Source organism: Serratia sp. CoH_122_TC_1, from assembly GCF_058191755.1.
Genome location: NZ_JBXWLA010000001.1, coordinates 452,343 through 475,385, shown reverse-complemented (window position 1 = coordinate 475,385; position 23,043 = coordinate 452,343). Strand labels below are relative to the sequence as shown.

The following is a 23,043-nucleotide window of genomic DNA, read 5'->3' as shown; positions in this document are numbered from 1 at the left end:
AACTCTTTCTCAGGTGCCCGTAATGAATATCTATCTTTCGATGGCCGCTTTTGCGCTGGCCGCCTCGATTACCCCCGGTCCGGTCAATATTGTTGCGCTGAGCGCCGGGGCACACTTCGGTTTTCGCGCCACCCTGCGCCATGTCTCTGGCGCCACACTGGGGTTTACTCTGTTGTTAATCCTGATAGGGCTCGGGCTGCACAAGTTGTTGCTGTTGTGGCCGGTGCTGACGCAGGTGCTCCAGTGGGCTGGCATCGCATTTTTGCTGTTTATGGCCTATCAATTGGCGTTTGATGACGGGCGGCTGGGTAACGGCAGCCAGGCGCAAGCGCCGTCTTTTTGGTATGGCGCACTGTTGCAGTGGCTAAATCCCAAGGCTTGGCTGGCTTCGGTGGCAAGCTTGGGGGCCTTTGTCGCCGACGGCGATCGGTTGCTGTTGTGGCAGTTCGCGGTGATTTACTTTGTGATTTGTTATGCGTCGGTGGCTTGCTGGGCCTATGTGGGTGCCATGCTCACGGGCCTGCTGCAACAGGCCCGTAATGTGCGGCGTTTTAATCGATTGATGGCGTTGTTGTTGGCGGCCAGCGCCTGCTATCTGTTGGCCGACGGTGTTTAGCGTGGGTTTTGATACTGGCCGGGGGTTGCGGCCAACAGCAGTTTGAAGGTGCGCTGAAAGTGCGCCTGATCGGCGAAGCCGCTTTCGCTGGCGGCTGCGGCAATGGGGTATCCACGTTTGAGTAGCCGGTGGCCGAATTGAATACGTCGATTAACCAGATAGGCGTGTGGTGTCATACCGTAACGCTGTTTAAAAGCGCGAATCAGGTAAGACGGTGACAGTGAGGCGGCCTGACAAATGGCTTCTAACGTCAGCGGCTGAGTGCAATGCGTGCTGATAAACGCCGCCGCGGTTTCCAGCCTGGGGTGCTCGGTTGTTGGCGTGCGAGCGTTGCCCTGATGGATTTGCAGTTCAGAGAAATACTCTATCAGGGCAATGTGTTTTTCCAGATGGCCGCGCTGTGGGTCAATCAAGAGCGCATAAAGCCGATTCAGGCCATTGAACAGGGCAGGATCACGGCTGAGCATCGGGTTGAACGGGATAAACCCCCCTTCGCCCCCGCTGATTTCCTGCTGCAATTTACCCAGCCAAACGGCGTCGATATAAAACATGATGTACGACCATCGCTGGTCACCGATTGGATTGCAGGCATGGGCTTGCTGCGGGTTAATTATCACCACATCCCCGGTACTGACCTGCAACTGTTGGCTACCGTTAATATAAATGCTGGTGCCATCGGTGATGGCACCGATGGAAAAGATCTCATGGCTGTGTAAGGCGTAGCAGACCTTGCGGCCATCTTCAATGGCACGGGCTTCCACGAACGGGAGCAGCGGGTCACGCCAGAACTGCGGTACATTTTCGGTCATTGGCTTTCCTTTCTGGCGTGAGGGGCTAGCTTGTTATAGCGTAAAATATGCGCTGGAGGGAGTGCGATGATGATTTTTAACGTGTTCGGTCGCCTGCTGGGCGTCAAACGGGTGGGAGCAGAATGGCAGCTCTTTCGCGTGACCTTGCCGGAGCGAAAATATGCGCGTAGCCACGACATCGTGTTGCCAGATGAATTGGCCGAGGATGACATTGCCGGTTATCTGGGGGACATTTACCATGAGGCAGCGACGGAGCGCCATCCTGACGTCTTCAGAATTGAATAGCCCTCGGTCACGGGGACATGACCGGGGCAGCGTTTAATCTTCTTCGTTGCGGGCCATCAGCTGGCGCTGGTGTTCTTCGCTTGCCGCCTGGATTTCTTCCAGAACTGAGCCGACATCCGCGCGTTTATTGCTTTCGATAAACTTGCCAGTCAGCACGCTCGCCGGCGTTAGATTGCCTTCTTGATACAACGCCCAAATCTCTTTAGCGTACTTGCTGCCAAGCAGTTCAGGCGCGTACTGGCCGTAATAATGCGACATGTTATTGATATCGCGTTCGAACATACTTTTGGCGTGGTTATTGGCGGCGGCGTCCACGACCTGCGGCAGATCGATAATCACTGGCCCGTTTTTGTCCATCAGCACGTTGAATTCCGACAGGTCGCCATGTACCAGCCCGGCGCACAGCATGCGCACGGCGTAGTTCATCATCAGTGCGTGATCGGCCCTTGCCTGTTCCGGCGTCAGGGTCACATCGCTTAAACGCGGGGCCACCAGGCCTTCTTCATCGGTAATGAGTTCCATCAACAACACGCCATCCAGACAGATGTCTGGTTGCGGCACGCGCACGCCCGCTTTGGCGAGCAAATACAGCGCATCGACCTCCGTATTCTGCCAGGCTTCTTCTTGCTGCTGGCGACCGAACTTAGAGCCTTTGCTCATGGCGCGTGCATCGCGGCTGTTACGTACTTTACGGCCTTCCTGGTAGTTCACGGCCTGCTTGAAGTTACGCTTGTCTGCTTCTTTGTAAACTTTGGCGCAGCGGATCTCTTCGCCGCAGCGCACGATAAACACGTCGGCTTCTTTGCCACTTTTCAAACGGCGGATGACGTCGTCGATTAAACCATCATCTACCAATGGCTGGAGTCGTTTTGGAATTTTCATGCAGCCTTGTACCCTATTTAGGCTCCGGTGTGAATGGTTTGCTAAGGTGTTACCCTCATTTAGACCCGAAAGGCAAAATTTAGTTTGTCGCCGCTGCGACACATTGCCGCAACGGCGCATTCTCTACAGGGTTTCTGCCAAAACCCAAACGCTGACGCTGCCGCCGTTAACCGGAAAAGTCGCCTTCCCGTTTTCATCGGTGGTGACCTCATCCTGCCGATTATCAAGCAGATCGCGCCAGTTTTTATGTGCCAGTTCAGCACCCAGCGAAACCGCTTTGCCGCTTTCAGCCCCATTGGTCAGCACCACGACGCAACCAGGAGCGTCGGCGGTACCGCTTCGGCTGAAAGCCACGCAGTTTTTATCATCAAAATAATCGGTTTGCACGCCGTTGGCAAAGCGTTGTCGCGCCTGAATCAACTTTTCGAGTTCAGGGATGATCGGCATATCAATTTGGTATTCCTGGCCGTCGCTGCCTTTGTCTTTATAGCTGGCACCGTACAGGTCGGGATAGAACACGCAAGGCACGCCCTGTTCGCGCAACAGGATCAAGGCGTAAGCCAGTGGCTTGAACCAGGGTTCGACTGGCGCTTCCAGCGACTGTAGCGGTTGAGTGTCGTGGTTGGCGACCAGCGTGACCGAATGTGCGGGATCGGCGGCAGTCAGGGTATCGGTGAAAATGTGTGCCATGTCGAACCCGTCCCCCTGTTTCGATGCCTGGTGAAACTTTAGGTGCAAGGCTACGTCGAACAACATCACTTTGCCATCGACCAGGTCAATATACTGCTGAAGGGCGCTCAAATCGTGCGACCAGTATTCGGCAACGATAAACAGATCACGTTGTGCGCTGTCACGTATGTGGTCAGCCCACTCTTTAAAGAACCAGGCCGGAATGTGTTTGGCGGCATCCAGACGGAAGCCATCGCACGGCAAGGTTTCCATCAGCCAGCGTGCCCAGTATTTCAGTTCTTCCACCACAGCCGGATTGCGGAATTCAACGTCGGCGCCCATCAGATAATCGTAATTGCCTTTCTCGTCGCCGACCTGATCGTTCCAGCCGTCGTCGCCGTAGTCATTGGCAATTTTAAATACGCCTTTCTCATCAGGCTGTTCGACGTAATCAACGCCACCAAAGCAGGTGTAATTCCAAATGAACTGAGAGTAGGTGCCTTGTCGGCCGGGGAAGGTGAAACAGGTGTAGGCCAGTGCATCGAAGCCCTGATCGTTAATATCATTGCGGTTATTGGCGTCCGCCTTATACACGTGCACCTGTTCTTTCTCGTCGGCGCCGAGTTTATGGTTGAATACCACGTCATAAATTACCCGCACGCCGTTGTCGCGTAACGTCGTGGCGGCTTGGGCCAGCGCCTCTTTGTCACCGTATTTGGTCGCGCGGCTGCCTTTTTGATCGAACTCGCCTAGATCGAACAGATCGTAGCTGTCGTAACCGACCGAATAGCCGCCGGATGCGCCCTTGTACGCGGGAGGGAGCCACAGATCGGTAATGCCCAATTCGGCAATATGTGCGGCGCGTTCGGCGGCTTCCTGCCATAACGTTCCGCCGTCGGGATAATACCAATGGAAAAACTGCAGCAACGTGGTTTTTTTCGTCATGAGCAAGCCGCCCTAATTGGCCAAAAGGAGGTGCAAGATGAGCCGCAACCCATCCTATCCTGTTACAGCATGGGCTACTTTTGGCAAAAGGGAAACTCGATTCGGGCGGCTGGATGCGCCGCCCTGAGGGTTAACGCTGACTGGCGTAATGCGGTGAGCGCGGGCCATACAAAATGGCACCATTGTTACCATTTGCCGACAGTAGGCGCGTATTGGCAATGGCGCCAATATCGAAGCCTTTGTCGCTGATGGTGTCGGCGATTTGCGCGATGGCCGCGCTGATCACCATACCCAGCAGACCGCCGCTAGCATTGTTGTTATTTTCGCTGCTGGAAGCAGTTGCGCTGCCAGCCCAGAGCTGTTTGCCGTTACGCAGATCGACCAACCTGGCGTTTACGGTAACGCGCGTTTCACTGTTAATCACGATATAGCTGGTGCCATATTGAACGACGTCCAGATACAGCACCGCGTCGGCACCGAAGATCTTATGCAACTTTTGAATGCTAACGGCGCGTATATCGTTGGCGTTAGTCAGGCCATTTTGCTGGAACGTCTCCTCGACCACGGCGACGGGTAAGACATAGTAACCTGCTTCTGCAAGCGGCAGCGTAGTACTGGCAAGCACGCTGTGGCTGGCTTTGACATCCGGCGACTGATTGACCGGCGGCAGTACCAGGATTGATTTTGGCTTACTCTCGTGGAACGCCGCATAATCATATGGAGCCTGTTTGGCGCAACCGCTCAGCAGCAAAGTGACAGCGATGCTGAAGAAACCTAATGCACGGTTCATTTAAAGCTCCCCTTATCCTTGGCCATCAGGAAATTCATAAACGGCGCCGATTCCGGGAACAGCGTTTTTTCCGTATTGAATTCGGTCATGGCTTGCCCGGTATTACCGGTTTTGCTGTACAGCAGGCCCAGTTGCGCATGCAGGCCTGGCGGCACGGCTTTATCCTTGGCGCGGGATTTTTCCACGATTTCCTTTAGTGTCAAAATCTGTTGCTCAGGGCTGAGGCCATCCTGCTGGTAATATTGATAAATCGAGGTTTGGTAGCCATCCCAGTTATAGAGCGTTTTTGGCGCGGCACAGCCGGCCAGCAGGGTTGCTGCAACCAGCACCCCACCCATTTTTTTAGTTATCATCTTTCTGCTTCTATTCCGTTAGTTAGCAGGGCGCCATGCGCCACTTTCGATACCGGCAACCAGGTTATTGACCGCTTCACGGACTGCCAGATCCAGAACTTTGCCGTTGAGGGTGGAATCGTAGCTTGCGGTGCCACCGAAGCCGATGATTTCACGGTTGGAGAGCTGGTACTCACCGGCACCCTGAGTGGAGTAAACCACTTCTGAGGTCTGTACGTTGACCACGTTCAGGTTGACCTTGGCATAGGCCACCTGTGTTTTACCGCGTCCCAGAATGCCCCACAGCTGGTGATCGCCCACTTCTTTGCGGCCGAACTCGGTAACATCACCGGTGATCACATAATTGGCGCCTTTCAGCATCTGGGTTTTGCCCTGAATGCCCGCTTCGGTTTTCAGTTCATCCATATTGGCGCGATCCAGGACGTTGAAACGACCGGTCTGCTGCAGATGAGTGATCAGGATAGTTTTGGACTGGTTACCTAAACGATCGACGCCATCAGAGAAAATGCCGTTCATATAGCTGGAACGGTTATCGAATTTGCCGACGGAGATAGGGCTGCGTTGGCCTTGGTAGCTGGTGTTGTAAGACGCCACTTTAGGGACGTCCAGAGAACGCGAGGATTCTGTGGCACACCCGGTCAGCAGGCTGACAGAAAGGGCGACTGAACAGATAACGAGTGATTTATTCATTGAGGTGCAATCTCTCCATGATGATAAAACAGCGCAAGACAAACCGCCTTACGCCCAGGGTTTAAACAGGCGGGGGAATCACTGCGACTATTTAAACGCCGTGATCCTGCCATGGATGTGTAACAAAATACAACTTAATATCGACATATTGGTTGTCATCGTAATTTTAATAACTCATTTAAATACAATGAATTGAGTAAGGTCATTATTCTTATCTTATCCGTTTTACTTTATTGGCTGTTTTTTAACTGATTAATTCTTTATTTAACCTAAATTAATTGGCTTTTTATTTTTTCAATTTAGCTAAATGAAGAAGGTAATTCTGCTGACGCTATCCTCTGGCCCTTGCCGTCGTGCCTGATCGATATTTATCCCCGAACAAATATCCGTTATGGTAGTGAAAATTAGATAACACTATCAACTAAGCGGTGGGTTTCACTGCCCGCCGAGACAGGAAGATTGACTATGGACATCAGAGATTTCAGGGCATTGTCACGCAGTCTGGTCAGAGAGCTGGGCATGTTGAATAAACAAAGTAATGGGACGCGTTTTTCGCCGTTGCAGATCCACATTCTGATTGAGATCAGCACGTTGCCGCTGGGCGTTACCTGCCTGGCAACCCGGCTGTGTATTGATAAGGCCAGTGCCAGCCGTGCAGTGCGCAGTCTGGTTGCCGCCGGCATGATTGAGGCTGTGGATTATCCCCATGATAAACGGCATAACCTGAACCAACTCACCAAACTGGGGCGCAAAACGCTGGCGTCGATTGATGCCAATGCCGACGGTTTTATGCAGGACGCCTTGGCACAGCTGGACGACGATGAGCTGGCAGACACGACCGCGACGATGAAAAAGATGGCTGCGGCATTACGCAGTGCTCGCAAACAGCGTGATGCCGCTTTACGGGTTCGCCCGATAACCGAGGCAGATGACGCAGCGATGGCGGGTATTATTTGCGCTGTATTCCGTGAATACGGCATGGACAAAATGGACGGTGTAAGCCTGCACGATCCCGATCTGGATCGTTTGACGGGCGTTTACCGGGATAACGGTGGCAAGTATTGGGTGCTGGAACAAGAGGGGAAAGTGGTTGGTGGGGTTGGTATCGCACCTTTGGTGGGGGGAGATGCGGGTTACTGTGAGTTGCAAAAGCTGTTTTTCAAACCCAGCGTGCGTGGGCTGGGTATGGCGCGCTATATGGTGGTACAGGCGCTGAAAGCCGCGCGAGCAGCAGGGTTCCGTTATTGCTATCTGGAAACCACGGAACAACTGAAGGAAGCACTGGGACTATATCATGCGCTGGGTTTCACCTTGTTGACGGAGAAACGCGGTAACACGGGCCATCACGGCTGCAATATCTATATGCTCAAGAACCTGCGAAGCGACTGATGTTCGCATTATCCGCAACGTGTTTCAGCGCAGTGCATTTTCGCCGCCGACAAAGCAGTCTTCGTCCAGCGTCACGCTGGCGATTTTATGCACCGGCCCGAGCATGGTGACGTCAAAGTCGTCGCTGATCCCAATCTGTAGCTGGCCGCCGGGCATATGTACGCTAACTTTATCGCCAACCTGATTCAGTTTGCGCATCACGCTGGCGGCGGCACAACTGCTGCTGCCAGAGGCCATGGTAAACCCGGCGCCACGTTCCCAAATGCCAATGCGCAGCGTATTGCGATCTATCACTTCCACCAATTGCACGTTGGTTCGCTTGGGAAACAGCGGATGATGTTCGATCTGTGGCCCCAGTCGGTGAACCTGAGCCAGATCAAGCCGGGCGACGGGAACCACGCAGTGCGGGTTGCCCATCGACACCAAAGAAACCTTGACGCTTTCGTCAGCTAATTGCAGCGGGTAGTTGAGAACTTCAGGCAAGTCGATCAGTGCCGGCAAGGCTGCCGGTGCAAAATTGGCTCGGCCCATTTCCACTCGAACCTGGTGTTTATCCTCACTGACCTGACAGCGTACGTCGCCGCCTGCAGTGTGTACCAAAAACGGCAGGTGGCTAACGCGACCAATATCGAAAAGATAACGGGCGTAAATACGCAGGCCATTGCCACTTTTTTCCGCTTCGGAACCGTCCGGATTAATAATGCGCAGCGTAGGATTTATGCGGTCTCCGCTGTCTATGAGCAAACCGTCCGAGCCTATACCGTAATGGCGATGGCACAGTATACGTATTTGTTGGTCAGTCAGCCGTGCGGCAACTGAATGATGACATACCAAATAGTCATTACCCAGGCCCTGATATTTGTGGAATAGCAATGGTGTCATGGACGTTGTTGGGAGGTTGTTATGGGGGCGTGTTTACAGACTACAACAGATCTTGAAAGCAGGGAGGAAAAAACAAAAGGCGGCCAAGGCCGCCTCTTTGCACAATTGCCGAATCAGCAATTAATTGTAGATGATCGCAGTACCGTGCAGTTTGTTGTCGCCGGTTGTTGAGATGATCTGGAATGATTTAGCGCCGGCTTCATCTGCTTTGGCTGCCAGCTTGTTTTCCAGGCTGGTCAGGTCGGAAGCACCACTGACGGTAACCACCCCGACTTTTTGCAGATCTGTCGGTTGAGCGTTAACCAGGTCGGCGGCGAAGCTGCCGAAAGAGGCAGAAGCAAGTGCGATAGCAGCGATGGTGATTTTCAGGTTTTTCATGGTCTTATTTCCTATCTCAATATTCTGTACGATGTTTTTTCGTTGGGTCGTTAAATTAATTAACGATCGATAATTTAATGTTAGACGCCTGTTCGGCGATTTGCAACTATTTTTTTAATGTTCGTTAATTAATTTGTTTTTAGGCTTCTTCCGCCAAGAGGTCGGTTACGATCGTCTTGGCAGTGGATTACGTATAACCTACTGTTATTGATAGATTACTGCGGTTCCGTGAAGTTGGTTATTACCCCCGGCACCAATGATGCGGAATGATTTTGCGCCAGCTGCATCCGCTTTGGCCGCCAAACTGGCTTCCAGTGAGCTGAGATCGGAAGCGCCGCTGACGGTAATCACACCGGATTCTTGCTGATCTGCCGGCTGGTTATGGACCAGGTCAGCGGCAAAGCTACCGAAAGAAACCGAGGCCAGAGCAAGAGCTGCAAGAGTCATTTTTAAGTTTTTCATGATGTTATTTCCTATTCTAGGTGCGTAAACTGGGTTGATTACTCTGTGTCGTTATGATTACTTAACGATCGATAATTAAATGTTAATCGCTTCTCGACGGGAGCGCAATATTTTTTTATAATGATCGTTAATTTAATTCGTGAGCCCTGCTGCGGGGCAGGATAAGAGAGGGTCTATGAGTATCAATGAAGACGTCTGTGCCAAAAAAACGCGTGGCAGACCGAAACAGTTTGATCGTGACCGTGCGCTCGATAGCGCACTCGATCTGTTCTGGCGGCATGGTTATGAATCGACGTCGCTGTCCGATCTGGTTGAGGTGACCGGGGCCAAAGCGCCGACGCTCTATGCGGAGTTCGGCAACAAAGAAGGGCTGTTCCGCGCGGCAGTGGAACGTTATCTGCAAAAATACACCACTTGCACCAATCAGCTGTTGGAGCGGGATCTGCCGGTCGCTGAAATCGTTGAAGCCTATGTGCGTTCTTCGGCTGAAGTATTTACCGACCCGGATACGCCTTCCGGCTGCTTTATGGTGTGTGCGTCTGCGGCACTGTCGTCGTCGTCTGATGACGTCGCCGAGATGCTGCGTAAAAAACATCATTCGAATGAAGCCAGCCTGCGCGCGTGCTTTGACCGCAAGGTGCAGCAGGGGGAGTTGTTGGCGAAAACCGATACCGCGTTGTTGGCCAAATATATCGTTTGTACTGTCGAAGGGATGTCCGTTCAGGCGCGTGAAGGGGCAAGCCGTGAGGATTTATTCCGTTTGCTGGATGCATTGATGCTGGTGTGGCCGCGCCTGAGTCAGGTGGGCAATAAAGTCTAGGGCAGGGCGGGTGCCATTCAACAAGGCGAAAGGCCGCATTACTGCGGCCTTTGTGTGTATTACTGGTTAACGGGGATCACGGCGCCTTGGTATTTTTGGCGGATGAAGTCCTGAATCGCTTTGGAATGCAACACGTTTACCAGTGCCACAATCTCTGGTTTGTTAACGTCGGCTTTATGTACGGTGATGATGTTGGCATAAGGATTGTTTTCACCGCTTTCGACCGCGATTGGATCTTTGGTCGGATTCAGCCCGGCATCGATGGCGTAGTTGGCGTTAATCACTACCGCATCCCCTTCATCGTTGTTGTACATCTGCGGCAGTAACGCCCCTTCCACGTTTGCCAGGAACTTCAGATGTTTTGGGTTTTCCACCACGTCGGAGATACGCGCATCCACCTTGCTCACGCCCGGCTTCAGCTTAATCACGCCTTCCTTCTCAAAGATTGACAGAATTCGCCCCTCTTCTGCCACGGCGTCACGCATGATGATTTTGCCGTTGTCTGGCAGATCCTTCAGGCTTTTATACTTCTTGGAGTAGATGCCGATAGGTTCGATATGGATGGCACCGGCGCTGACAAAGTCGTAGCTTTTATCACCGGCATGGTCCTTCAGCACCGAATTCAGATAAGGCACATGCTGGAAATAGTTGGCGTCAATGTCGTGGCTGGCCAGCGCGGTGTTTGGCAGGATGTAATCCTGGAAAGGTTTGATCACCAGATCAATGCCTTCCTTCGCCAAAATCGGCTTCGCTTGCTCGAGGATTTCCGCGTGGGGCACATTGGATGCGCCGACCACCAGCTTGGTTTCCGCCGCTGCACCAAAAGACGCCAGTGCGGTCAGAGAGGCGAAAGCCAGCATCATCATTTGCTTTTTCATCATCATTATTCCCTGGTTATTTATCGTTTATCGAGCGTTGTTGTAATGGTGTCGCCGATGAATTGGATAACGAAAACGATCAGCAGGATCGTCAGCGTTGCCACCAGCGTTACGTCACCGTGATTGCGTTGAAAACCTTCCAGATAGGCCAAATTACCCAGACCGCCTGCACCAATCACCCCTGCCATCGCGGTATAGCTCACCAGCGCTATCAGTGTGACGGTAATGCCGGAAACCAATGCCGGAGAGGATTCCGGCAGCAGCACGCGGAAGATAATGGTGCTGGTTTTAGCGCCCATGGAGCGGGCCGCTTCGACGACCCCTTTATCCACTTCGCGCAGGCCAATCTCAACCAGCCGCGCGTAGAATGGCGCTGCGCCAACAATCAGCGCCGGCAGCGCAGCATCGGCCCCCAAAATGGTGCCGATCAGCGTCTTGGTAAATGGGATCAGCAACACGATTAAAATGATGAATGGGATAGAGCGGAACACGTTGACCAGTACTGAGATTAGCGAGTAGACGACGCGGTTTTGCAGCAGTTGCCCACGAGAGGTCAGGAACAAAAGCACGCCCAATACAATGCCAAGCACCAGCGTTGCCAACCCGGCAATGCCCGTCATGTACAGCGTTTCCCAGGTGGCGCTCAGCAGTTGGTCAATACGCAGGTGAGGGAACAGTGATTCAATCATGTTTAATGACCTCAACGGCGATTTCTTGTGTCTTCAGTAAGTTCAACATGCTGTCGATTTGCAGACAGTTGCCTTCGGCGTGGATATACAGCTCGCCAAAGGACCCATTCAGGGTTTGGCTAATTTTGCCGTGCAGGATGTTAATGCTCACCCTGTAGCGCAGGATCACCTCTGAAATCACGGCCTGATGGGTTTGTACGCCGACAAACGTCAATTTGAAGATTGCGCCTGGCAGATGTTTAGCGAGCAGGGGATTGAAGCTTTCCTCGGTCTCCTGATACTGCGAAACCTGCCTGACGAACTGTTGGGTAATCAACTGCTGTGGACGGGTGAAAACATCGATCACTGGGCCTTCTTCGACGATGCGGCCATTTTCCATGACGGCTACGCGGTGGCAGATTTTTCGTACCACGTGCATTTCATGGGTGATCAGCACAATAGTCAGGTTGAGTTTGCGGTTGATGTCCAACAGCAACTCAAGAATCGCATCGGTAGTCTGGGGATCGAGCGCCGAGGTGGCCTCATCGCACAATAAGACCCCTGGGTTATTGGCCAATGCGCGGGCAATGCCGACCCGCTGTTTTTGTCCGCCGCTCAGCTGTGACGGGTAGGCATCTTCACGGCCTTGCAGACCCACCAGCGCAATCAGTTCTGCCACGCGCGGCTTAATCTGTGCCTTGGGCACGCCGGCAATTTGCATTGAGAACGCGATGTTCTGGCTAACGGTGCGCGACCACAACAGATTGAAGTGCTGAAACACCATACTGATTTTCAGCCGCGCCTCGCGTAACGCGTTGCCTCTGGCACCGGCGATATCGAAACCGTCGACCTGAATACTGCCACTGGTGGGGGATTCCAACCCGTTAAGCAAACGGATGAGGGTGCTTTTACCTGCACCGCTATAGCCAATAATGCCGTAGATTTGCCCGGCTTCTACCGCAAGGCTCACATCATCCACCGCGACAACGCGGCCCTGTGTGCTATCAAAAGTTTTGCAAACGTTCGAAAGAACGATCATAGAGAAGCGAATCCTTATTAATACATCACAGCATTCCGCCTGGAACGCGTAACACCGGACAGGGTTCGGTTTCTGGGGATAAGGGCAGGCGGGACGTCTGTTGCTGGTGAATACAGGGCAATCCTACCGGGGGTTGATAGTGACAGGAAGAATGTAAATTCTATTAGTTATTCTGATTTGATATATAAAATGATGAGCAGAAGTGATGGGAAAATGGCGGCCAGAACGCACGCTGACCGCTTGGAGTTATTTAACGTTTGGTCAGTTTCATGTGCAGTAACGGGAAAGGATTACCCTGACCGTCGAGCGCAGAGCGACCGGTAATTTCAAAACCGTAGTGGCGGTAAAATCCGCTGGCCTGCGGGTTTTGCTCATTGACGTCCAACTGCAATTCGTTATGCAACGATTCCGCGTGTGTCAGCAGCGCTTTACCAACGCCTTTGCCACGCTGCTCGGCATCGATAAACAGCATCTCTACCTTGTTGCCATCAAGCCCAATAAAGCCGCAAGGATGGCCTGGCCTATCTTCCGCCACCCAAACGTTGACCGAGGGCAGATAGTCGTTGAGTACCAACGGGTAAAGTTGAGCGATGTTTTCTTCAGTGAGAAAATGGTGAGTGGCGCGCACCGACCGCTGCCAAATCTCCGCCAGTTGCGCATTATCTTCCGCTGCGCGTGCTCTGATAGTGATCATAGAAATCCCCATGATTGAACCCACTTATTTTAAACGCGCCCCCACAGTTTGGCGACGGTCAGGGCGATAAAAGCTTCCAGTTTGGCTGACTGCCGCCGTTCCGGCAGATAGACCAAATGCATCGATCGCGGGTGTGGCCAATAGTCGGGTAACACCTGTATTAATCGGCCGGCGGCGATATCGTCATCCAGCAACATGTTGGCATGTAACACGACGCCAAAACCGGCTAACGCAGCGCGGCGCACCCCTTCGCCAGAGTCCATCCGCAGACGTGGCCTGACCGGCACGCTGACTTCCCCGTGTGGCCCCTGCAATCGCCAAACGTGGTTGCCCTCCCACTGGCTGAAACCGAAACAGCTGTGCGTACTGAGCTGTTCAGGCCGCGTTGGTACGCCGTGCTGTGCCAAATAGTCTGGCGAAGCTGCCAATGTCATGCGGTAATCGGGCAAGGCTCGTGCGACCAGGCCGTCATCCGCTACTGGCCCAATGCGAAACGCGGCTTCGTAACCTTCCTCAATCAAGTCCACTTTGCGATCTGATAGCACCACTTCGGCTTCTACTTCCGGGTGCTGTTGGAGGAATTCGGTCAGGATTGGCGTTAAAACGCGGTTGCCAAAGGTGACGGGGGCACTGATGCGCAGCAGGCCACTCGGGGAACTCAACAGGGCTCGTGCACTTGCTTCGGCGGCGTCGGCATCGGCCAGCAGGCGACGGCAGCGTTCATAGAACACCCGGCCGGCCTCGGTCAGCCCTTGCCTGCGGGTGGTACGGTTGAGCAGCGGTGCATTCAGCCGTTGTTCCAGGTGGCGGATATGTTTGCCTACCATGGTTGGGGAGATAGCCATCTCCTCGGCGGCGGCGACAAAACTGCCTTTTTCCACGACGCGAACAAACACCGCCATGCTGGTTAACCGGTCCATTATAAACCTCGGGTGTTTTCTGAATGCGCTGTGGGCCACTGTGCTTGATTATAGCGCTTTGCGATAATCATTCTATCGACCGTCAGTGCGTTATTGGCGGAAATTTCCCGGAGCAGCAACATGCATGCATTAGCGTTTGAACAATTTGGCGGGCCAGACGTGCTCGAATACCTTGAACTGCCGACGCCTGCGGTACCGGCGGGTGCTGTCCAGGTGCGAATGGGGGCTGCCGGGTTGAATTTTGCTGACATCTACCGTCGCAAGGGCAATTACGTGCTGCACGGCAATCCGCCACATATTGGCGGTTACGAAGGTGTGGGCACCATTATTGCCGTGGGTGAGGGTGTCGAAGGTTGGCAGATCGGCGAGCGAATCGGTTTTGCCGATGTGCCTTTCTGCCATGCTACGCGCATCAATGTGCCGGTAGAACATGCATTACGGCTGCCGCAGGCGCTAAGCGACGTAGAAGCCGCGTCTATTTTGTTGCAGGGACTCACGGCGCAGTATCTGATAAATGACAGCGTGCAGGTTAAGGCAGGCGATCGCGCGCTGGTGCATGCAGCGGCGGGGGGCGTTGGGCAGATCCTGACGCGCATGCTGGTTGCACGCGGCGCGCAGGTTTACGCCCTGGTGTCTTCAGCACATAAGCAACAGATTGCGATGAATAACGGCGCAGCAGCGGCCTTCACCTATCAGCAAGACTGGGTTGCACAAATTGCCGCATTGACCGACGGCGGCGTGGAGTACGGTTTTGATTCGGTGGGTATCACGTTGCAACAGAGCATTGACGCACTGCGCCCCGGTGGCCGAGTGGTGACTTTTGGCATGGCGGGCGGCGAGGCACCGGCAATTTCGGCTTACAGCTTGATGATGGACTCCAAAGGCGTGGTCGGTGGCGATCTTTGGACATATCTCAACAGTGGCGAAGCGCGGCGTGAACGTGCCGAGCGCTTGTTCAGCAGTTGGCAGAACGGCGAATTTGCTGTGCCGCATATCGAAACCTTCCCACTGAGCGACGGGGCTGCGGCTCATCGCCGGCTGGAGGACCGTAGCTTTGCCGGCAAAATTGTCTTGCTCAACGATCGCGACCCGCAGAGTTAAAAGCGCCTCCCCACGACGTGCTACACTGACCGCCGAAACGTAAGCGGGGTCAGCGGAATGGAAGTCATACGCGCAGCAATAGAAAAGCAGGTAATCAGTCTGACCGGGCTGGCACTCGGCGGTATCGATTTTGAGAATCCGCCGGGCGATCCGGGCCTGTTTGGGCCACAGTCGGTCATCTGGCGGGTGCACAGTGATTTCACCTCAATGCTGTGCGGCGGCGTCAGCGCCTTATTGTTGCAGATGCTGCACCCCTTGGCGCTGGCCGGGGTGTGGGATCATTCCAACTTCCGTGACGATATGCTTGGACGTTTGCGCCGCACCAGCCAGTTTGTCTCCGTCACCACCTTTGGCCCTACCGCAGAGGCCGAACGGCTGATCGCCAAAGTGAAAGCGATTCATCTGAAGGTCAACGGAATTAGCAGCGATGGCAGGCCCTATGCCGCCAGCGATCCTGACTTGCTCACGTGGGTACACGTGGTGGAAAGCAGCTGCTTTTTGGCCAGCCATTTGCGCTACCGCAACCCTCATCTTCCTCGCGATCAGCAAGACCGTTATTACGGTGAAACGGCGCGCGTAGCCGCTGCCTTGGGTGCACGCGATATTCCAACCACCTGTGCGGCGGTGGAGGACTACCTACAACGGATGCGGCCTCAGTTGGTGTGCGATGAACGCACGCGGGAAGTGGCGCGCATTCTGCTGGCCGCCCCGGCACCGAGCACGCTGGCACGGCCTTTTGGTGCCCTGGTGATGCAGGCAGGCATCGATCTATTGCCGGATTGGGCGCAACGGCAGTTTGGTTTTGAACCCGGTGTATTGCGCCAGCGGTTGGTGCGCGTCGGTACCGCTGGCGTTGGTAAAGTGCTGCGCTCCTCAATGCGCAACGGGTCCTATCAGCGAGCCTTACGCCGAATTGGCCGGTCTGTCTGAGCCATCACACCCTATAATTGTCATCAAGAATCCCAGGCTTAGGACCACTTTTGAGACTTTTACGGGTGATCCGACCGTTAATGCGCTTTACACTGGGCATAAGCCAATTTCCATTTTATTTAGCGTGCAGCAATTATTCTGCACCTCGACCCTATTTGAGGTTATATGAACGAGTCACACGTACTTGCTGAAGTCAGTAATGAGAACCAGACGCTGGTGGCGGTGGTTCAGCAAGATCATCGGGCTGCCTATTTTTATATTTATCCCTCAGAACAAGAAAGCGAACGTTTTCAGGTACGCGCCTGCTGGTTGCGTAACCTGGCGGCGGCCCCGCAGCAAGAAGACAGCGCAGCGCTGGCGCTGGGCCAGCCTCCGATGCTGGCGGCCGAGTTTTGCCGTAATCTGGAAGGCGAAGCGCCATTGAATCCAGAAGGATTGATGGTGGTCTGGACAGAGAGTGATGACGGTGCGGCGCTGTGGTATTACGGTCAATTGTTGGCGGTGATCCCCGGCTGGAGTCTGTATATCGACCATTCGGTGTGTTATTCCGCCAGCTGTATCAAAGAGAGCCCGTTGGCTTATCCACTTGGCTCCGCGTCGACCAATACTCAGTATGCGCTGGCGGAAAATACCCGTCAGTTCTGGCGTAGCTGGCAGCGTGAAGAAGGCAATCCGTGGCCAAAAATGCAGAGCGATTATCAGGCGCGTTACGAGCAGCATTTTGGCCCTTCGGTGAAATACTATGCCATCGATCAGGGCAAATGGCCGCCGATGGCCATTACTCAGCATGAACGTGAGGGTATCTACTATTTTCTCACCATGGGCGTCAGCATCCGGCCGATGCCGTGGGTGGAAATCCTGTTTAATGACGACGCGTCCCGCTATCGCCGTATGGAAATGGGCATCGCCATCGATGGTCAATACATGAACGAAGAGAATGCGGTACAGATGGCCAGCGCATTGGCCGGGTTTGCTCATGCGCCTTGGGCGAAAATTACCTGGTTTGGTGAAGGGCATACTCTGGAGTCTGACGTCGCGCCGCAGGGTTATGAGGGCTACGTGCTGTCTTCGTCGTTTTATCCGTACAGCGAGCATCTGAGTTTGCCTAAGCAGTATGGTGACCCGGTCAATATTTTCTGGGCCAGCCCGGTCTTTGAGGCGGAGCGTTTGTTGGCGCATGCCACGCCGAATGGGGGCCATGAGTTGGTGAATAAGCTGCGTGAGCAGGGGGTTGACCATATCTTCCGCCCGCGCCAACCGGTATGCTAACTTCCGATTCTATTCACGGGGGTTATCATGAAGTCAGCGCTGTTGATTATTGATGTGCAGAAAGGGCTGTTTACGCCGCCGCCGGCAGATGCCGAGGCCACGATCGATCGTATTAACACCTTAAGCGCCAGTGCCCGCCAGGCTGGCGTCCCGGTTATTTTCATTCAGCATCAGACCGCAGGCGATGAATTGGCTCATGGCAGTGAAGCCTGGCAGGTTGACTCACGCTTGCAGGTGAACGACGCCGACCATCGGGTGGCAAAAACCACGCCGGACTCATTCCTGCGCACCGGGCTTGGCCCACTGTTGGTTGCCAATGGCGTGTCGCATCTGGTTATCTGCGGTTATTCCACCGAGTTTTGCGTAGATACCACCACCCGCCGCGCGGCAGGATTGGGGTATCCCGTTACCCTGGCGGCCGATGCGCATACCAGCCATGACAAAGCGCATGCCACCGGCCAGCAGATTCGCGATCATCACAATGCCACCCTGTCTGGCATCAAAAGTTTCGGCGTACTGATCGATGCGCTGCCGACGGCAGAAATTCGTTTCTGACTGCTTTTAAGCTCCCTGGCATGCTTCGGTTATTGACAACATTTATACCGGGGCGTACCGTAAAAACATGAATATACCGATGCACTCTATTTGCAGCCAGTCCTGGTGGCGCCTCTTCTAAAGGCGGCACGGGTATTCACACCTCTTTTAAATGCCGCCGGTTCTGGCGGCATTTTTATTGCGTTGATCCGGTGGTGTCTTTACTTTCAGGAGCAATGCAATGAGCTACACCATTCTGACCGGCGACCGCCCAACCGGATCTCTACATTTAGGCCACTACGTCGGATCGCTGCGCCAACGCGTTGAGCTGCAACATCAGCATCAGCAAACGGTATTGGTAGCCGATTTACAGGGGCTGACCGATAACGGCAGCGATCCGCAAAAAATCAGCACCAACGTGCTTAATCTGGTGGCTGATTACCTGGCTGTCGGTATCGACCCGCACAAAACCACGATTTGCCTGCAATCTGCACTGCCGGCGCTGGCCGAATTAACGATGTATTACCTCAATCTGGTCAGCGTGGCGCGGCTGGAACGCAACCCGACAGTAAAAAGTGAAATTATCGAAAAAGACTTTTCCCGTAGCCTGCCCGCGGGCTTTCTGGTTTATCCGGTCAGTCAGGCGGCAGATATCACGGCTTTTGGCGCCACCCATGTTCCCGTCGGCGAAGATCAACTGCCTATGCTGGAGCAGACCAACGAAATTGTGCGGCGTTTCAATCGTATTGTCGGCCGAGCGGTATTGACGGAATGCCAGCCTTTGCTGAGTAATGTGAGCCGCCTGCCGGGCTTGGACGGGCAGGGCAAGATGTCAAAATCGCGTGGCAATACCATCACCCTGGGTGCCGATGCCGACCAGGTGCATAAGGCAGTAATGAGCATGTTTACCGATCCAGGCCACCTGAACGTCAAGGATCCTGGCCGGGTTGAAGGCAATATGGTGTTCACCTACCTGGATGCTTTCTGTGAAGATACGGCGTTGGTGGCAGAGCTGAAAGCGCATTACCGCCGTGGTGGGTTGGGGGACATGAAAATCAAACGCCTGTTGGAAGATTGTCTGCAAAGCCTGCTGGAGCCGATCCGCACCCGACGCGCAGAATATATGGCCGACAAGGGGGAGTTGCTGCGCATTCTGCAACAGGGCACCCAACGTGCCGACCAGGCCAGTCGACAAACGCTGGGACAGGTGAAGGCCGCGTTGGGGCTGGATTTCTTTACGCTGAATTGAACACTCCCCCCTCGACAATAAGAGGGGGGATGGGTCAGGCGGCCTCCTCAACAATCGGGTGTTTAACCACGAAGATATAAGACAGTGCACCGATGACGGTGAAGCAGGAACACAGCGTGAGCGCCAGACTGAAAGAGTGAGTGGTATCCAGGATCCAGCCGGTGACGACCGGCGCGAACGAGGCAAAGATAAAGCTGGCGAAGTTTTGAATGCTACCCACTGAGGCGGTCATACGTGAAGTGACCGCGACGTGGATCAGGCCCCAGCAGGAGGTACCGGCAAAGTGGATACAGAACAGCGCCATGCCGATTAATAACACCGCACTGTAGGTCGTGGTGGCTTGAGCAACGACGGCGGTAAAGGAAGCGGAAAGCAGCATGCCTGCGACGATGCATATTTTACGGCTTTTAAGCGGAGCCATGCCGCGGCGCACCAGAAAATCGGTGACGAAACCATTCGACAACATACCGGCGGCACCAAACAGAAAAGGGATGGCACTCATCAACCCGGTGCTTTTTAGATCCAGATGATAGGTGGTTTGCAGATAGCCCGGCAGCCAGGCCAGGTATAGCCAAGCGGTATAGTTGATGCCGCTAAAGCCAATCATCATGCCCCACATGGTGCGGTTCCTGAATAGCGCCCGCCATTCGCGGAAGTTCATCGGCTCAGGCCGTGTTCTGACGCTGCCGGCGTTCAGATAGGCCTGTTCTTGAGCGCTCAGACTGACGTCCTGTCGGTTGCGGTACAACATGTACCAGCCTATCGACAGTGCGATCCCCAGCACGCCGATAGTGATAAACATGCCGCGCCAGCCGAAGGCCAACATCATGGCTGTCAGGATCGGCGGGCTCACCGCCAGCCCAATGGTTGAGGCGGCATTGAAAATCCCCATGGGCATACCGCGATCTTTGATGTTGAACCAGTCATTGATCACTTTCACCCCACAGGGGTTCATCGGCGCTTCACCTATCCCCAACCCGATACGCACCCAGATAAACTGCGTGAAGTTATGGATCATGCCGGACAGCGTTTGGAACACCGACCAGACAAACATGCCAATGCCCAGCATGATACGCGGGCCTTTTCGGTCCAGTAAGAGGCCGCAGGGCAACTGGGCGATACCGTAGGCCAAGGAAAATGCCGATAGCAGTAAACCAATTTCGGTCCCGCTCAGGCCCATTTCTTCCCGGATGGTGGAGTTCGCCACTGAGAGAGAACTGCGGTCAAGAAAGTTTATTATTGCGGCCATAAATAACAGGATCATGGCCGTGGTTTGAATTTTTTTTATTTTTGCTGAGCGAACCAGCATTCCTTCAGGTGGCATCGGAATTATGTGGTCGGAATAGGTTTCGGGCTGTTCCTTTCCGGTAGTTATCGTATTACTTCTTTCCATTCAGTCCTCCAGAATTTCGCATTAATAATATTTATTATTCCGGGTGTTCCCCTGGACAGTATTTTAATGAAGGCATTAGCAGGTGGTCGGCAGTAAGCCTAGAGGGCGAAATATTTTGGTGGGCTGTTTTGTCACGGTTCCGTGCTGCAGTTACTACTTTGCTGTTCTTTATCGGTTCTAAATGGCGTAGTGATGCTTTTTATTAATAAAAAACATCACGGTTTGTCATGGTAACGTTTGATTGATTGAACGGATCATCGACTGCTTGGCCGTATCCAGATGGCGATGCAGGCCGTTGATCGCCTCTTGATCATTGCGGCATATAAGTGCACTGAGAATGGTCATATGTTCTTCAATTGCCACGATATTGCGTTGTTTAAGATCGGTTTCATCCCATTGATAATGGAAGTGGAAAATCACCGAAATGATCTCCAAAGATTGATTGAAGAACGGATTATTAGCGGCTGAGAGAATCAAGCCGTGAAAATCGCGATCCAATTGGGAGAACAGGCGGTAGTTGTCGCTGATGTTTTCCCGCAGCTGGCGGTGGCGGCTCAGCAGCTCTTTCGCCTGCAACCAGCGAGCATCCTGTGCCGGAAGGTTGATAAAGTGGGACAGAGCGTGCGTTTCCAGCATCTGCCGTAGTTCAAAAAGTTGCTCGGCATAGCGCTGGTCAAACTTCTTCATGCTCCATTGCCCGCGCTTGACGCTGTCGATCAGATTATACCGACTAAAATGCAGCAAAAATTCCCGCACTACCACAGGACTCACGTTGACTGCACGCGATAGCTGGAGTTCGGTGAAGGTATCTCCGGCACGGAGTTGTTTCTGATTGATCATCTGATAAAACGCTTTTTCGAACCTTTGGCCTTGTTCGTCCAGGGAGGCTCTTTGGCAGTCGAAACCGTCCTCTGCTGCAGGTTGGCGCAAAATGACGTAGTCATCGCCCACCTTTTCCAGTACGCCGCGCTGGAAAAAATGCGTTAGCGTATGGCGCACCGTGGTGCGGCTGATGTTGTACATTTCGGCCAGGGCTGCCTGAGAAGGAAGCGGAGAGCGCAGGTGACCATTATTGATACCGTCGATCATCTGGTTAACGACATTGTGGCGCAGGTTTTGGGTTCTGCTCATGGTGAGTCTCGGATGTTTTTTATCTATTTAAAACCAATTTAAAGCGGTTTATTTTGTACTGCCTCACAGATTTTCTTTCCGGCTTAATATCGCAGGGTCATTTTGTTTAATAACGTTCCCAACGATCTAAGGGGACGCCATGAAAACAATGAAGGTATTAGTGTGTGAACAGCCCAAAAAATTAATTTATCAACAACGCCAGACACCCGTACCTGCGGATACGGAGGCGGTGATAAAAATGATTACCGTCGGTATTTGTGGAACGGATATTCATGCCTGGTCCGGTCATCAGCCTTTCTTTAGCTATCCGCGGGTTTTGGGCCACGAAATATGCGGTGAAATTGTTAGCTTGGGGAATAAAACCACAGGTTGGCGGCTGGGGCAGCGTGTCGCGGTAATACCGTATCTTTCGTGTCATCATTGCGGTGCTTGCCTGAGCGGCAAAACCAACTGCTGCGAGAATATTTCGGTGATTGGGGTGCATCAGGATGGCGGTTTCAGCGAATACCTCAGCGTGCCGGTAAATAATCTGCTGGCGGTGGATGACGTAGCGCCAGAGGCGGCAGCGCTTATCGAGCCGTTTGCTATCAGTGCGCACGCGGTGCGTCGTGCCACTGTGGCGCCGGGTGATCATCTGCTGGTGGTGGGGGCCGGGCCTATCGGGTTGGGGGTGGCGGCGATTGCCAAAGCCGACGGTGCACGGGTGGTGGTCGCCGATACCCGCGATGAACGGCGCCAGCATGTCGAACAAGCATTGCAACTGCCCACATTGAACCCGCTGGATGATCGGTTTGAAACGGCATTGCGCGCGCAGTTCGGCGGTATGCTGGCGGCAAAAGTGATTGATGCGACCGGGAGCCAACAGGCAATGAATAATGCCGTTAACCTTATTCGCCACGGTGGCAGCATCATCTTTGTCGGGTTGTTCAAAGGGGACCTGCAGTTCCCAGATCCTGAGTTCCATAAAAAGGAAGCCACCCTGATGGGCAGCCGCAATGCGACCGAAGAGGATTTCGTCAAAGTCGGCTGCCTGATGGCGGCAGGGAAGATCACCGCTGAAATGATGTTGTCCCATCACTTTGATTTTGACGGCCTGGCACAGGCTTACGAAGCGCAGGTGATCAACAACCCTCAGCTCATTAAGGGGGTCATTCACTTTTAATCGTCCAACCGGGAAATGGCGTTATGCGTCATTTCCTAGCCATAAAACCATCATCCCGTTGTCACAAAGTTATTCGTTAATAGGTGCCCATAATGATTAGCCACT

26 protein-coding genes are annotated in these 23,043 nt (G+C 53.6%); 10 read left to right on the top strand and 16 right to left on the bottom strand.

Going from position 1 to position 23,043, the window contains the following annotated elements; translation table 11 throughout:
* The first annotated feature begins 22 nt into the window (after nucleotides 1-22).
* The gene (locus tag AC2FC2_RS02145) at nucleotides 23-616 is read left to right on the top strand and encodes a LysE family translocator (RefSeq protein ID WP_209632257.1); all 594 of its coding nucleotides are present in this window, start codon (nucleotides 23-25) and stop codon (nucleotides 614-616) included.
* Here AC2FC2_RS02145 and AC2FC2_RS02140 read toward each other — a convergent pair.
* Nucleotides 613-1,425, bottom strand: a complete 813-nt coding sequence (locus AC2FC2_RS02140; protein ID WP_490658639.1) for an AraC family transcriptional regulator — start codon at nucleotides 1,423-1,425, stop codon at nucleotides 613-615. The genes AC2FC2_RS02145 and AC2FC2_RS02140 overlap by 4 nt on opposite strands.
* Nucleotides 1,426-1,491: 66 nt before the next feature.
* Between AC2FC2_RS02140 and AC2FC2_RS02135 the strand changes: the two genes are divergently transcribed.
* Nucleotides 1,492-1,710 (top strand): DUF7661 family protein, encoded by a 219-nt coding sequence (locus AC2FC2_RS02135; protein ID WP_265556279.1) that lies wholly within the window; start codon nucleotides 1,492-1,494, stop codon nucleotides 1,708-1,710.
* Nucleotides 1,711-1,743: 33 nt separating this feature from the next.
* On the opposite strand, the gene AC2FC2_RS02130 is transcribed toward AC2FC2_RS02135, so the two are convergent.
* From AC2FC2_RS02130 to AC2FC2_RS02110, 5 genes are all read right to left on the bottom strand, one after another.
* The gene (locus tag AC2FC2_RS02130; protein ID WP_037425137.1) at nucleotides 1,744-2,592 is read right to left on the bottom strand and encodes a PA4780 family RIO1-like protein kinase; all 849 of its coding nucleotides are present in this window, start codon (nucleotides 2,590-2,592) and stop codon (nucleotides 1,744-1,746) included.
* Nucleotides 2,593-2,715: 123 nt separating this feature from the next.
* Entirely contained in the window at nucleotides 2,716-4,206 is a 1,491-nt protein-coding gene (gene amyA / locus AC2FC2_RS02125) for an alpha-amylase (RefSeq protein WP_490658638.1), read from the bottom strand.
* Nucleotides 4,207-4,336: 130 nt separating this feature from the next.
* Complete coding sequence (locus AC2FC2_RS02120; protein WP_209632261.1) at nucleotides 4,337-4,996, bottom strand: DUF799 domain-containing protein; 660 nt, start codon at nucleotides 4,994-4,996, stop codon at nucleotides 4,337-4,339.
* A complete protein-coding gene (locus tag AC2FC2_RS02115) occupies nucleotides 4,993-5,349 on the bottom strand; it encodes a DUF4810 domain-containing protein (protein WP_209632262.1) in 357 nt (118 codons plus the stop codon). The genes AC2FC2_RS02120 and AC2FC2_RS02115 overlap by 4 nt, the downstream gene beginning before the upstream one ends.
* Before the next feature lie 18 nt (nucleotides 5,350-5,367).
* A complete protein-coding gene (locus AC2FC2_RS02110) occupies nucleotides 5,368-6,039 on the bottom strand; it encodes a CsgG/HfaB family protein (protein ID WP_490658637.1) in 672 nt (223 codons plus the stop codon).
* A gap of 465 nt (nucleotides 6,040-6,504) precedes the next feature.
* On the opposite strand from AC2FC2_RS02110, the gene AC2FC2_RS02105 reads away from it, so the two are divergent.
* A complete protein-coding gene (locus AC2FC2_RS02105) occupies nucleotides 6,505-7,428 on the top strand; it encodes a bifunctional helix-turn-helix transcriptional regulator/GNAT family N-acetyltransferase (RefSeq protein ID WP_490658636.1) in 924 nt (307 codons plus the stop codon).
* Nucleotides 7,429-7,452: 24 nt separating this feature from the next.
* Here the strand turns inward: AC2FC2_RS02105 and dapF are convergent, their stop codons facing one another.
* The 3 genes from dapF to bhsA (AC2FC2_RS02090) all read right to left on the bottom strand — a co-directional run bounded on the left by dapF (nucleotide 7,453) and on the right by bhsA (AC2FC2_RS02090) (nucleotide 9,150).
* Nucleotides 7,453-8,310 carry a diaminopimelate epimerase gene (gene dapF / locus AC2FC2_RS02100; protein ID WP_265556282.1) on the bottom strand — a complete coding sequence of 286 codons (858 nt, stop codon included), beginning with the start codon at nucleotides 8,308-8,310 and terminating at the stop codon, nucleotides 7,453-7,455.
* Between the two features lie 120 nt (nucleotides 8,311-8,430).
* The gene (gene bhsA, locus AC2FC2_RS02095; RefSeq protein WP_037425152.1) at nucleotides 8,431-8,688 is read right to left on the bottom strand and encodes a multiple stress resistance protein BhsA; all 258 of its coding nucleotides are present in this window, start codon (nucleotides 8,686-8,688) and stop codon (nucleotides 8,431-8,433) included.
* A 204-nt stretch (nucleotides 8,689-8,892) separates the two neighbouring features.
* On the bottom strand, nucleotides 8,893-9,150 hold the full coding sequence (gene bhsA / locus AC2FC2_RS02090; RefSeq protein WP_209632266.1) for a multiple stress resistance protein BhsA: 258 nt from the start codon (nucleotides 9,148-9,150) through the stop codon (nucleotides 8,893-8,895).
* Between the two features lie 175 nt (nucleotides 9,151-9,325).
* Here bhsA (AC2FC2_RS02090) and AC2FC2_RS02085 point away from each other — a divergent pair, with 175 nt between their 5' ends.
* Nucleotides 9,326-9,970, top strand: a complete 645-nt coding sequence (locus AC2FC2_RS02085; protein ID WP_209632267.1) for a TetR/AcrR family transcriptional regulator — start codon at nucleotides 9,326-9,328, stop codon at nucleotides 9,968-9,970.
* Nucleotides 9,971-10,029: 59 nt separating this feature from the next.
* Here AC2FC2_RS02085 and AC2FC2_RS02080 read toward each other — a convergent pair whose 3' ends face one another.
* The 5 genes from AC2FC2_RS02080 to AC2FC2_RS02060 all read right to left on the bottom strand — a co-directional run bounded on the left by AC2FC2_RS02080 (nucleotide 10,030) and on the right by AC2FC2_RS02060 (nucleotide 14,169).
* Nucleotides 10,030-10,851: a MetQ/NlpA family ABC transporter substrate-binding protein gene (locus AC2FC2_RS02080; protein WP_404760098.1), complete on the bottom strand. Its 822-nt coding sequence runs from the start codon at nucleotides 10,849-10,851 to the stop codon at nucleotides 10,030-10,032.
* Between the two features lie 17 nt (nucleotides 10,852-10,868).
* Nucleotides 10,869-11,537: a methionine ABC transporter permease gene (locus AC2FC2_RS02075; protein WP_209632268.1), complete on the bottom strand. Its 669-nt coding sequence runs from the start codon at nucleotides 11,535-11,537 to the stop codon at nucleotides 10,869-10,871.
* A complete protein-coding gene (locus tag AC2FC2_RS02070) occupies nucleotides 11,530-12,555 on the bottom strand; it encodes a methionine ABC transporter ATP-binding protein (RefSeq protein WP_209632269.1) in 1,026 nt (341 codons plus the stop codon). Before AC2FC2_RS02070 ends, AC2FC2_RS02075 begins: the two co-directional genes overlap by 8 nt.
* 250 nt (nucleotides 12,556-12,805) lie before the next feature.
* Nucleotides 12,806-13,249: an acetyltransferase gene (locus AC2FC2_RS02065; RefSeq protein WP_061806970.1), complete on the bottom strand. Its 444-nt coding sequence runs from the start codon at nucleotides 13,247-13,249 to the stop codon at nucleotides 12,806-12,808.
* A 29-nt stretch (nucleotides 13,250-13,278) separates the two neighbouring features.
* On the bottom strand, nucleotides 13,279-14,169 hold the full coding sequence (locus AC2FC2_RS02060) for a LysR family transcriptional regulator (RefSeq protein WP_209632270.1): 891 nt from the start codon (nucleotides 14,167-14,169) through the stop codon (nucleotides 13,279-13,281).
* Between the two features lie 120 nt (nucleotides 14,170-14,289).
* Between AC2FC2_RS02060 and AC2FC2_RS02055 the strand changes: the two genes are divergently transcribed.
* The 5 genes from AC2FC2_RS02055 to trpS all read left to right on the top strand — a co-directional run bounded on the left by AC2FC2_RS02055 (nucleotide 14,290) and on the right by trpS (nucleotide 19,252).
* The gene (locus AC2FC2_RS02055) at nucleotides 14,290-15,270 is read left to right on the top strand and encodes a quinone oxidoreductase family protein (RefSeq protein ID WP_490658635.1); all 981 of its coding nucleotides are present in this window, start codon (nucleotides 14,290-14,292) and stop codon (nucleotides 15,268-15,270) included.
* Nucleotides 15,271-15,327: 57 nt separating this feature from the next.
* The gene (locus AC2FC2_RS02050; protein WP_490658634.1) at nucleotides 15,328-16,200 is read left to right on the top strand and encodes an oxygenase MpaB family protein; all 873 of its coding nucleotides are present in this window, start codon (nucleotides 15,328-15,330) and stop codon (nucleotides 16,198-16,200) included.
* 165 nt (nucleotides 16,201-16,365) lie between these two features.
* A complete protein-coding gene (locus AC2FC2_RS02045) occupies nucleotides 16,366-17,469 on the top strand; it encodes a suppressor of fused domain protein (RefSeq protein ID WP_404760094.1) in 1,104 nt (367 codons plus the stop codon).
* A 27-nt stretch (nucleotides 17,470-17,496) separates the two neighbouring features.
* Nucleotides 17,497-18,024 (top strand): cysteine hydrolase family protein, encoded by a 528-nt coding sequence (locus AC2FC2_RS02040; protein ID WP_490658633.1) that lies wholly within the window; start codon nucleotides 17,497-17,499, stop codon nucleotides 18,022-18,024.
* 220 nt (nucleotides 18,025-18,244) lie between these two features.
* The gene (trpS, locus tag AC2FC2_RS02035; RefSeq protein WP_209632275.1) at nucleotides 18,245-19,252 is read left to right on the top strand and encodes a tryptophan--tRNA ligase; all 1,008 of its coding nucleotides are present in this window, start codon (nucleotides 18,245-18,247) and stop codon (nucleotides 19,250-19,252) included.
* Between the two features lie 34 nt (nucleotides 19,253-19,286).
* Here trpS and AC2FC2_RS02030 read toward each other — a convergent pair whose 3' ends face one another.
* Complete coding sequence (locus AC2FC2_RS02030) at nucleotides 19,287-20,645, bottom strand: MFS transporter (RefSeq protein ID WP_404760091.1); 1,359 nt, start codon at nucleotides 20,643-20,645, stop codon at nucleotides 19,287-19,289.
* Nucleotides 20,646-20,870: 225 nt separating this feature from the next.
* A complete protein-coding gene (locus AC2FC2_RS02025) occupies nucleotides 20,871-21,776 on the bottom strand; it encodes a GntR family transcriptional regulator (protein WP_404760090.1) in 906 nt (301 codons plus the stop codon).
* Between the two features lie 139 nt (nucleotides 21,777-21,915).
* On the opposite strand from AC2FC2_RS02025, the gene AC2FC2_RS02020 reads away from it, so the two are divergent.
* The gene (locus AC2FC2_RS02020) at nucleotides 21,916-22,938 is read left to right on the top strand and encodes a zinc-binding alcohol dehydrogenase family protein (protein WP_490658632.1); all 1,023 of its coding nucleotides are present in this window, start codon (nucleotides 21,916-21,918) and stop codon (nucleotides 22,936-22,938) included.
* The last annotated feature ends 105 nt before the right edge of the window (nucleotides 22,939-23,043 follow it).

Bases quoted from the DNA above. Each gene is read 5' to 3' on its own strand.
- AC2FC2_RS02060 (WP_209632270.1), bottom strand. From the start codon at position 14,169: ATGGACCGGTTAACCAGCATGGCGGTGTTTGTTCGCGTCGTGGAAAAA.
- AC2FC2_RS02120 (WP_209632261.1), bottom strand. From the start codon at position 4,996: ATGAACCGTGCATTAGGTTTCTTCAGCATCGCTGTCACTTTGCTGCTG.
- bhsA (WP_037425152.1), bottom strand. From the start codon at position 8,688: ATGAAAAACCTGAAAATCACCATCGCTGCTATCGCACTTGCTTCTGCC.
- AC2FC2_RS02080 (WP_404760098.1), bottom strand. From the start codon at position 10,851: ATGATGAAAAAGCAAATGATGATGCTGGCTTTCGCCTCTCTGACCGCA.
- AC2FC2_RS02065 (WP_061806970.1), bottom strand. From the start codon at position 13,249: ATGATCACTATCAGAGCACGCGCAGCGGAAGATAATGCGCAACTGGCG.
- AC2FC2_RS02075 (WP_209632268.1), bottom strand. From the start codon at position 11,537: ATGATTGAATCACTGTTCCCTCACCTGCGTATTGACCAACTGCTGAGC.
- AC2FC2_RS02050 (WP_490658634.1), top strand. From the start codon at position 15,328: ATGGAAGTCATACGCGCAGCAATAGAAAAGCAGGTAATCAGTCTGACC.
- AC2FC2_RS02040 (WP_490658633.1), top strand. From the start codon at position 17,497: ATGAAGTCAGCGCTGTTGATTATTGATGTGCAGAAAGGGCTGTTTACG.
- AC2FC2_RS02140 (WP_490658639.1), bottom strand. From the start codon at position 1,425: ATGACCGAAAATGTACCGCAGTTCTGGCGTGACCCGCTGCTCCCGTTC.
- AC2FC2_RS02085 (WP_209632267.1), top strand. From the start codon at position 9,326: ATGAGTATCAATGAAGACGTCTGTGCCAAAAAAACGCGTGGCAGACCG.
- trpS (WP_209632275.1), top strand. From the start codon at position 18,245: ATGAGCTACACCATTCTGACCGGCGACCGCCCAACCGGATCTCTACAT.
- AC2FC2_RS02135 (WP_265556279.1), top strand. From the start codon at position 1,492: ATGATGATTTTTAACGTGTTCGGTCGCCTGCTGGGCGTCAAACGGGTG.
- AC2FC2_RS02070 (WP_209632269.1), bottom strand. From the start codon at position 12,555: ATGATCGTTCTTTCGAACGTTTGCAAAACTTTTGATAGCACACAGGGC.
- dapF (WP_265556282.1), bottom strand. From the start codon at position 8,310: ATGACACCATTGCTATTCCACAAATATCAGGGCCTGGGTAATGACTAT.
- AC2FC2_RS02030 (WP_404760091.1), bottom strand. From the start codon at position 20,645: ATGGAAAGAAGTAATACGATAACTACCGGAAAGGAACAGCCCGAAACC.
- AC2FC2_RS02145 (WP_209632257.1), top strand. From the start codon at position 23: ATGAATATCTATCTTTCGATGGCCGCTTTTGCGCTGGCCGCCTCGATT.
- AC2FC2_RS02020 (WP_490658632.1), top strand. From the start codon at position 21,916: ATGAAAACAATGAAGGTATTAGTGTGTGAACAGCCCAAAAAATTAATT.
- AC2FC2_RS02110 (WP_490658637.1), bottom strand. From the start codon at position 6,039: ATGAATAAATCACTCGTTATCTGTTCAGTCGCCCTTTCTGTCAGCCTG.
- AC2FC2_RS02055 (WP_490658635.1), top strand. From the start codon at position 14,290: ATGCATGCATTAGCGTTTGAACAATTTGGCGGGCCAGACGTGCTCGAA.
- AC2FC2_RS02045 (WP_404760094.1), top strand. From the start codon at position 16,366: ATGAACGAGTCACACGTACTTGCTGAAGTCAGTAATGAGAACCAGACG.
- bhsA (WP_209632266.1), bottom strand. From the start codon at position 9,150: ATGAAAAACTTAAAAATGACTCTTGCAGCTCTTGCTCTGGCCTCGGTT.
- AC2FC2_RS02130 (WP_037425137.1), bottom strand. From the start codon at position 2,592: ATGAAAATTCCAAAACGACTCCAGCCATTGGTAGATGATGGTTTAATC.
- amyA (WP_490658638.1), bottom strand. From the start codon at position 4,206: ATGACGAAAAAAACCACGTTGCTGCAGTTTTTCCATTGGTATTATCCC.
- AC2FC2_RS02105 (WP_490658636.1), top strand. From the start codon at position 6,505: ATGGACATCAGAGATTTCAGGGCATTGTCACGCAGTCTGGTCAGAGAG.
- AC2FC2_RS02025 (WP_404760090.1), bottom strand. From the start codon at position 21,776: ATGAGCAGAACCCAAAACCTGCGCCACAATGTCGTTAACCAGATGATC.
- AC2FC2_RS02115 (WP_209632262.1), bottom strand. From the start codon at position 5,349: ATGATAACTAAAAAAATGGGTGGGGTGCTGGTTGCAGCAACCCTGCTG.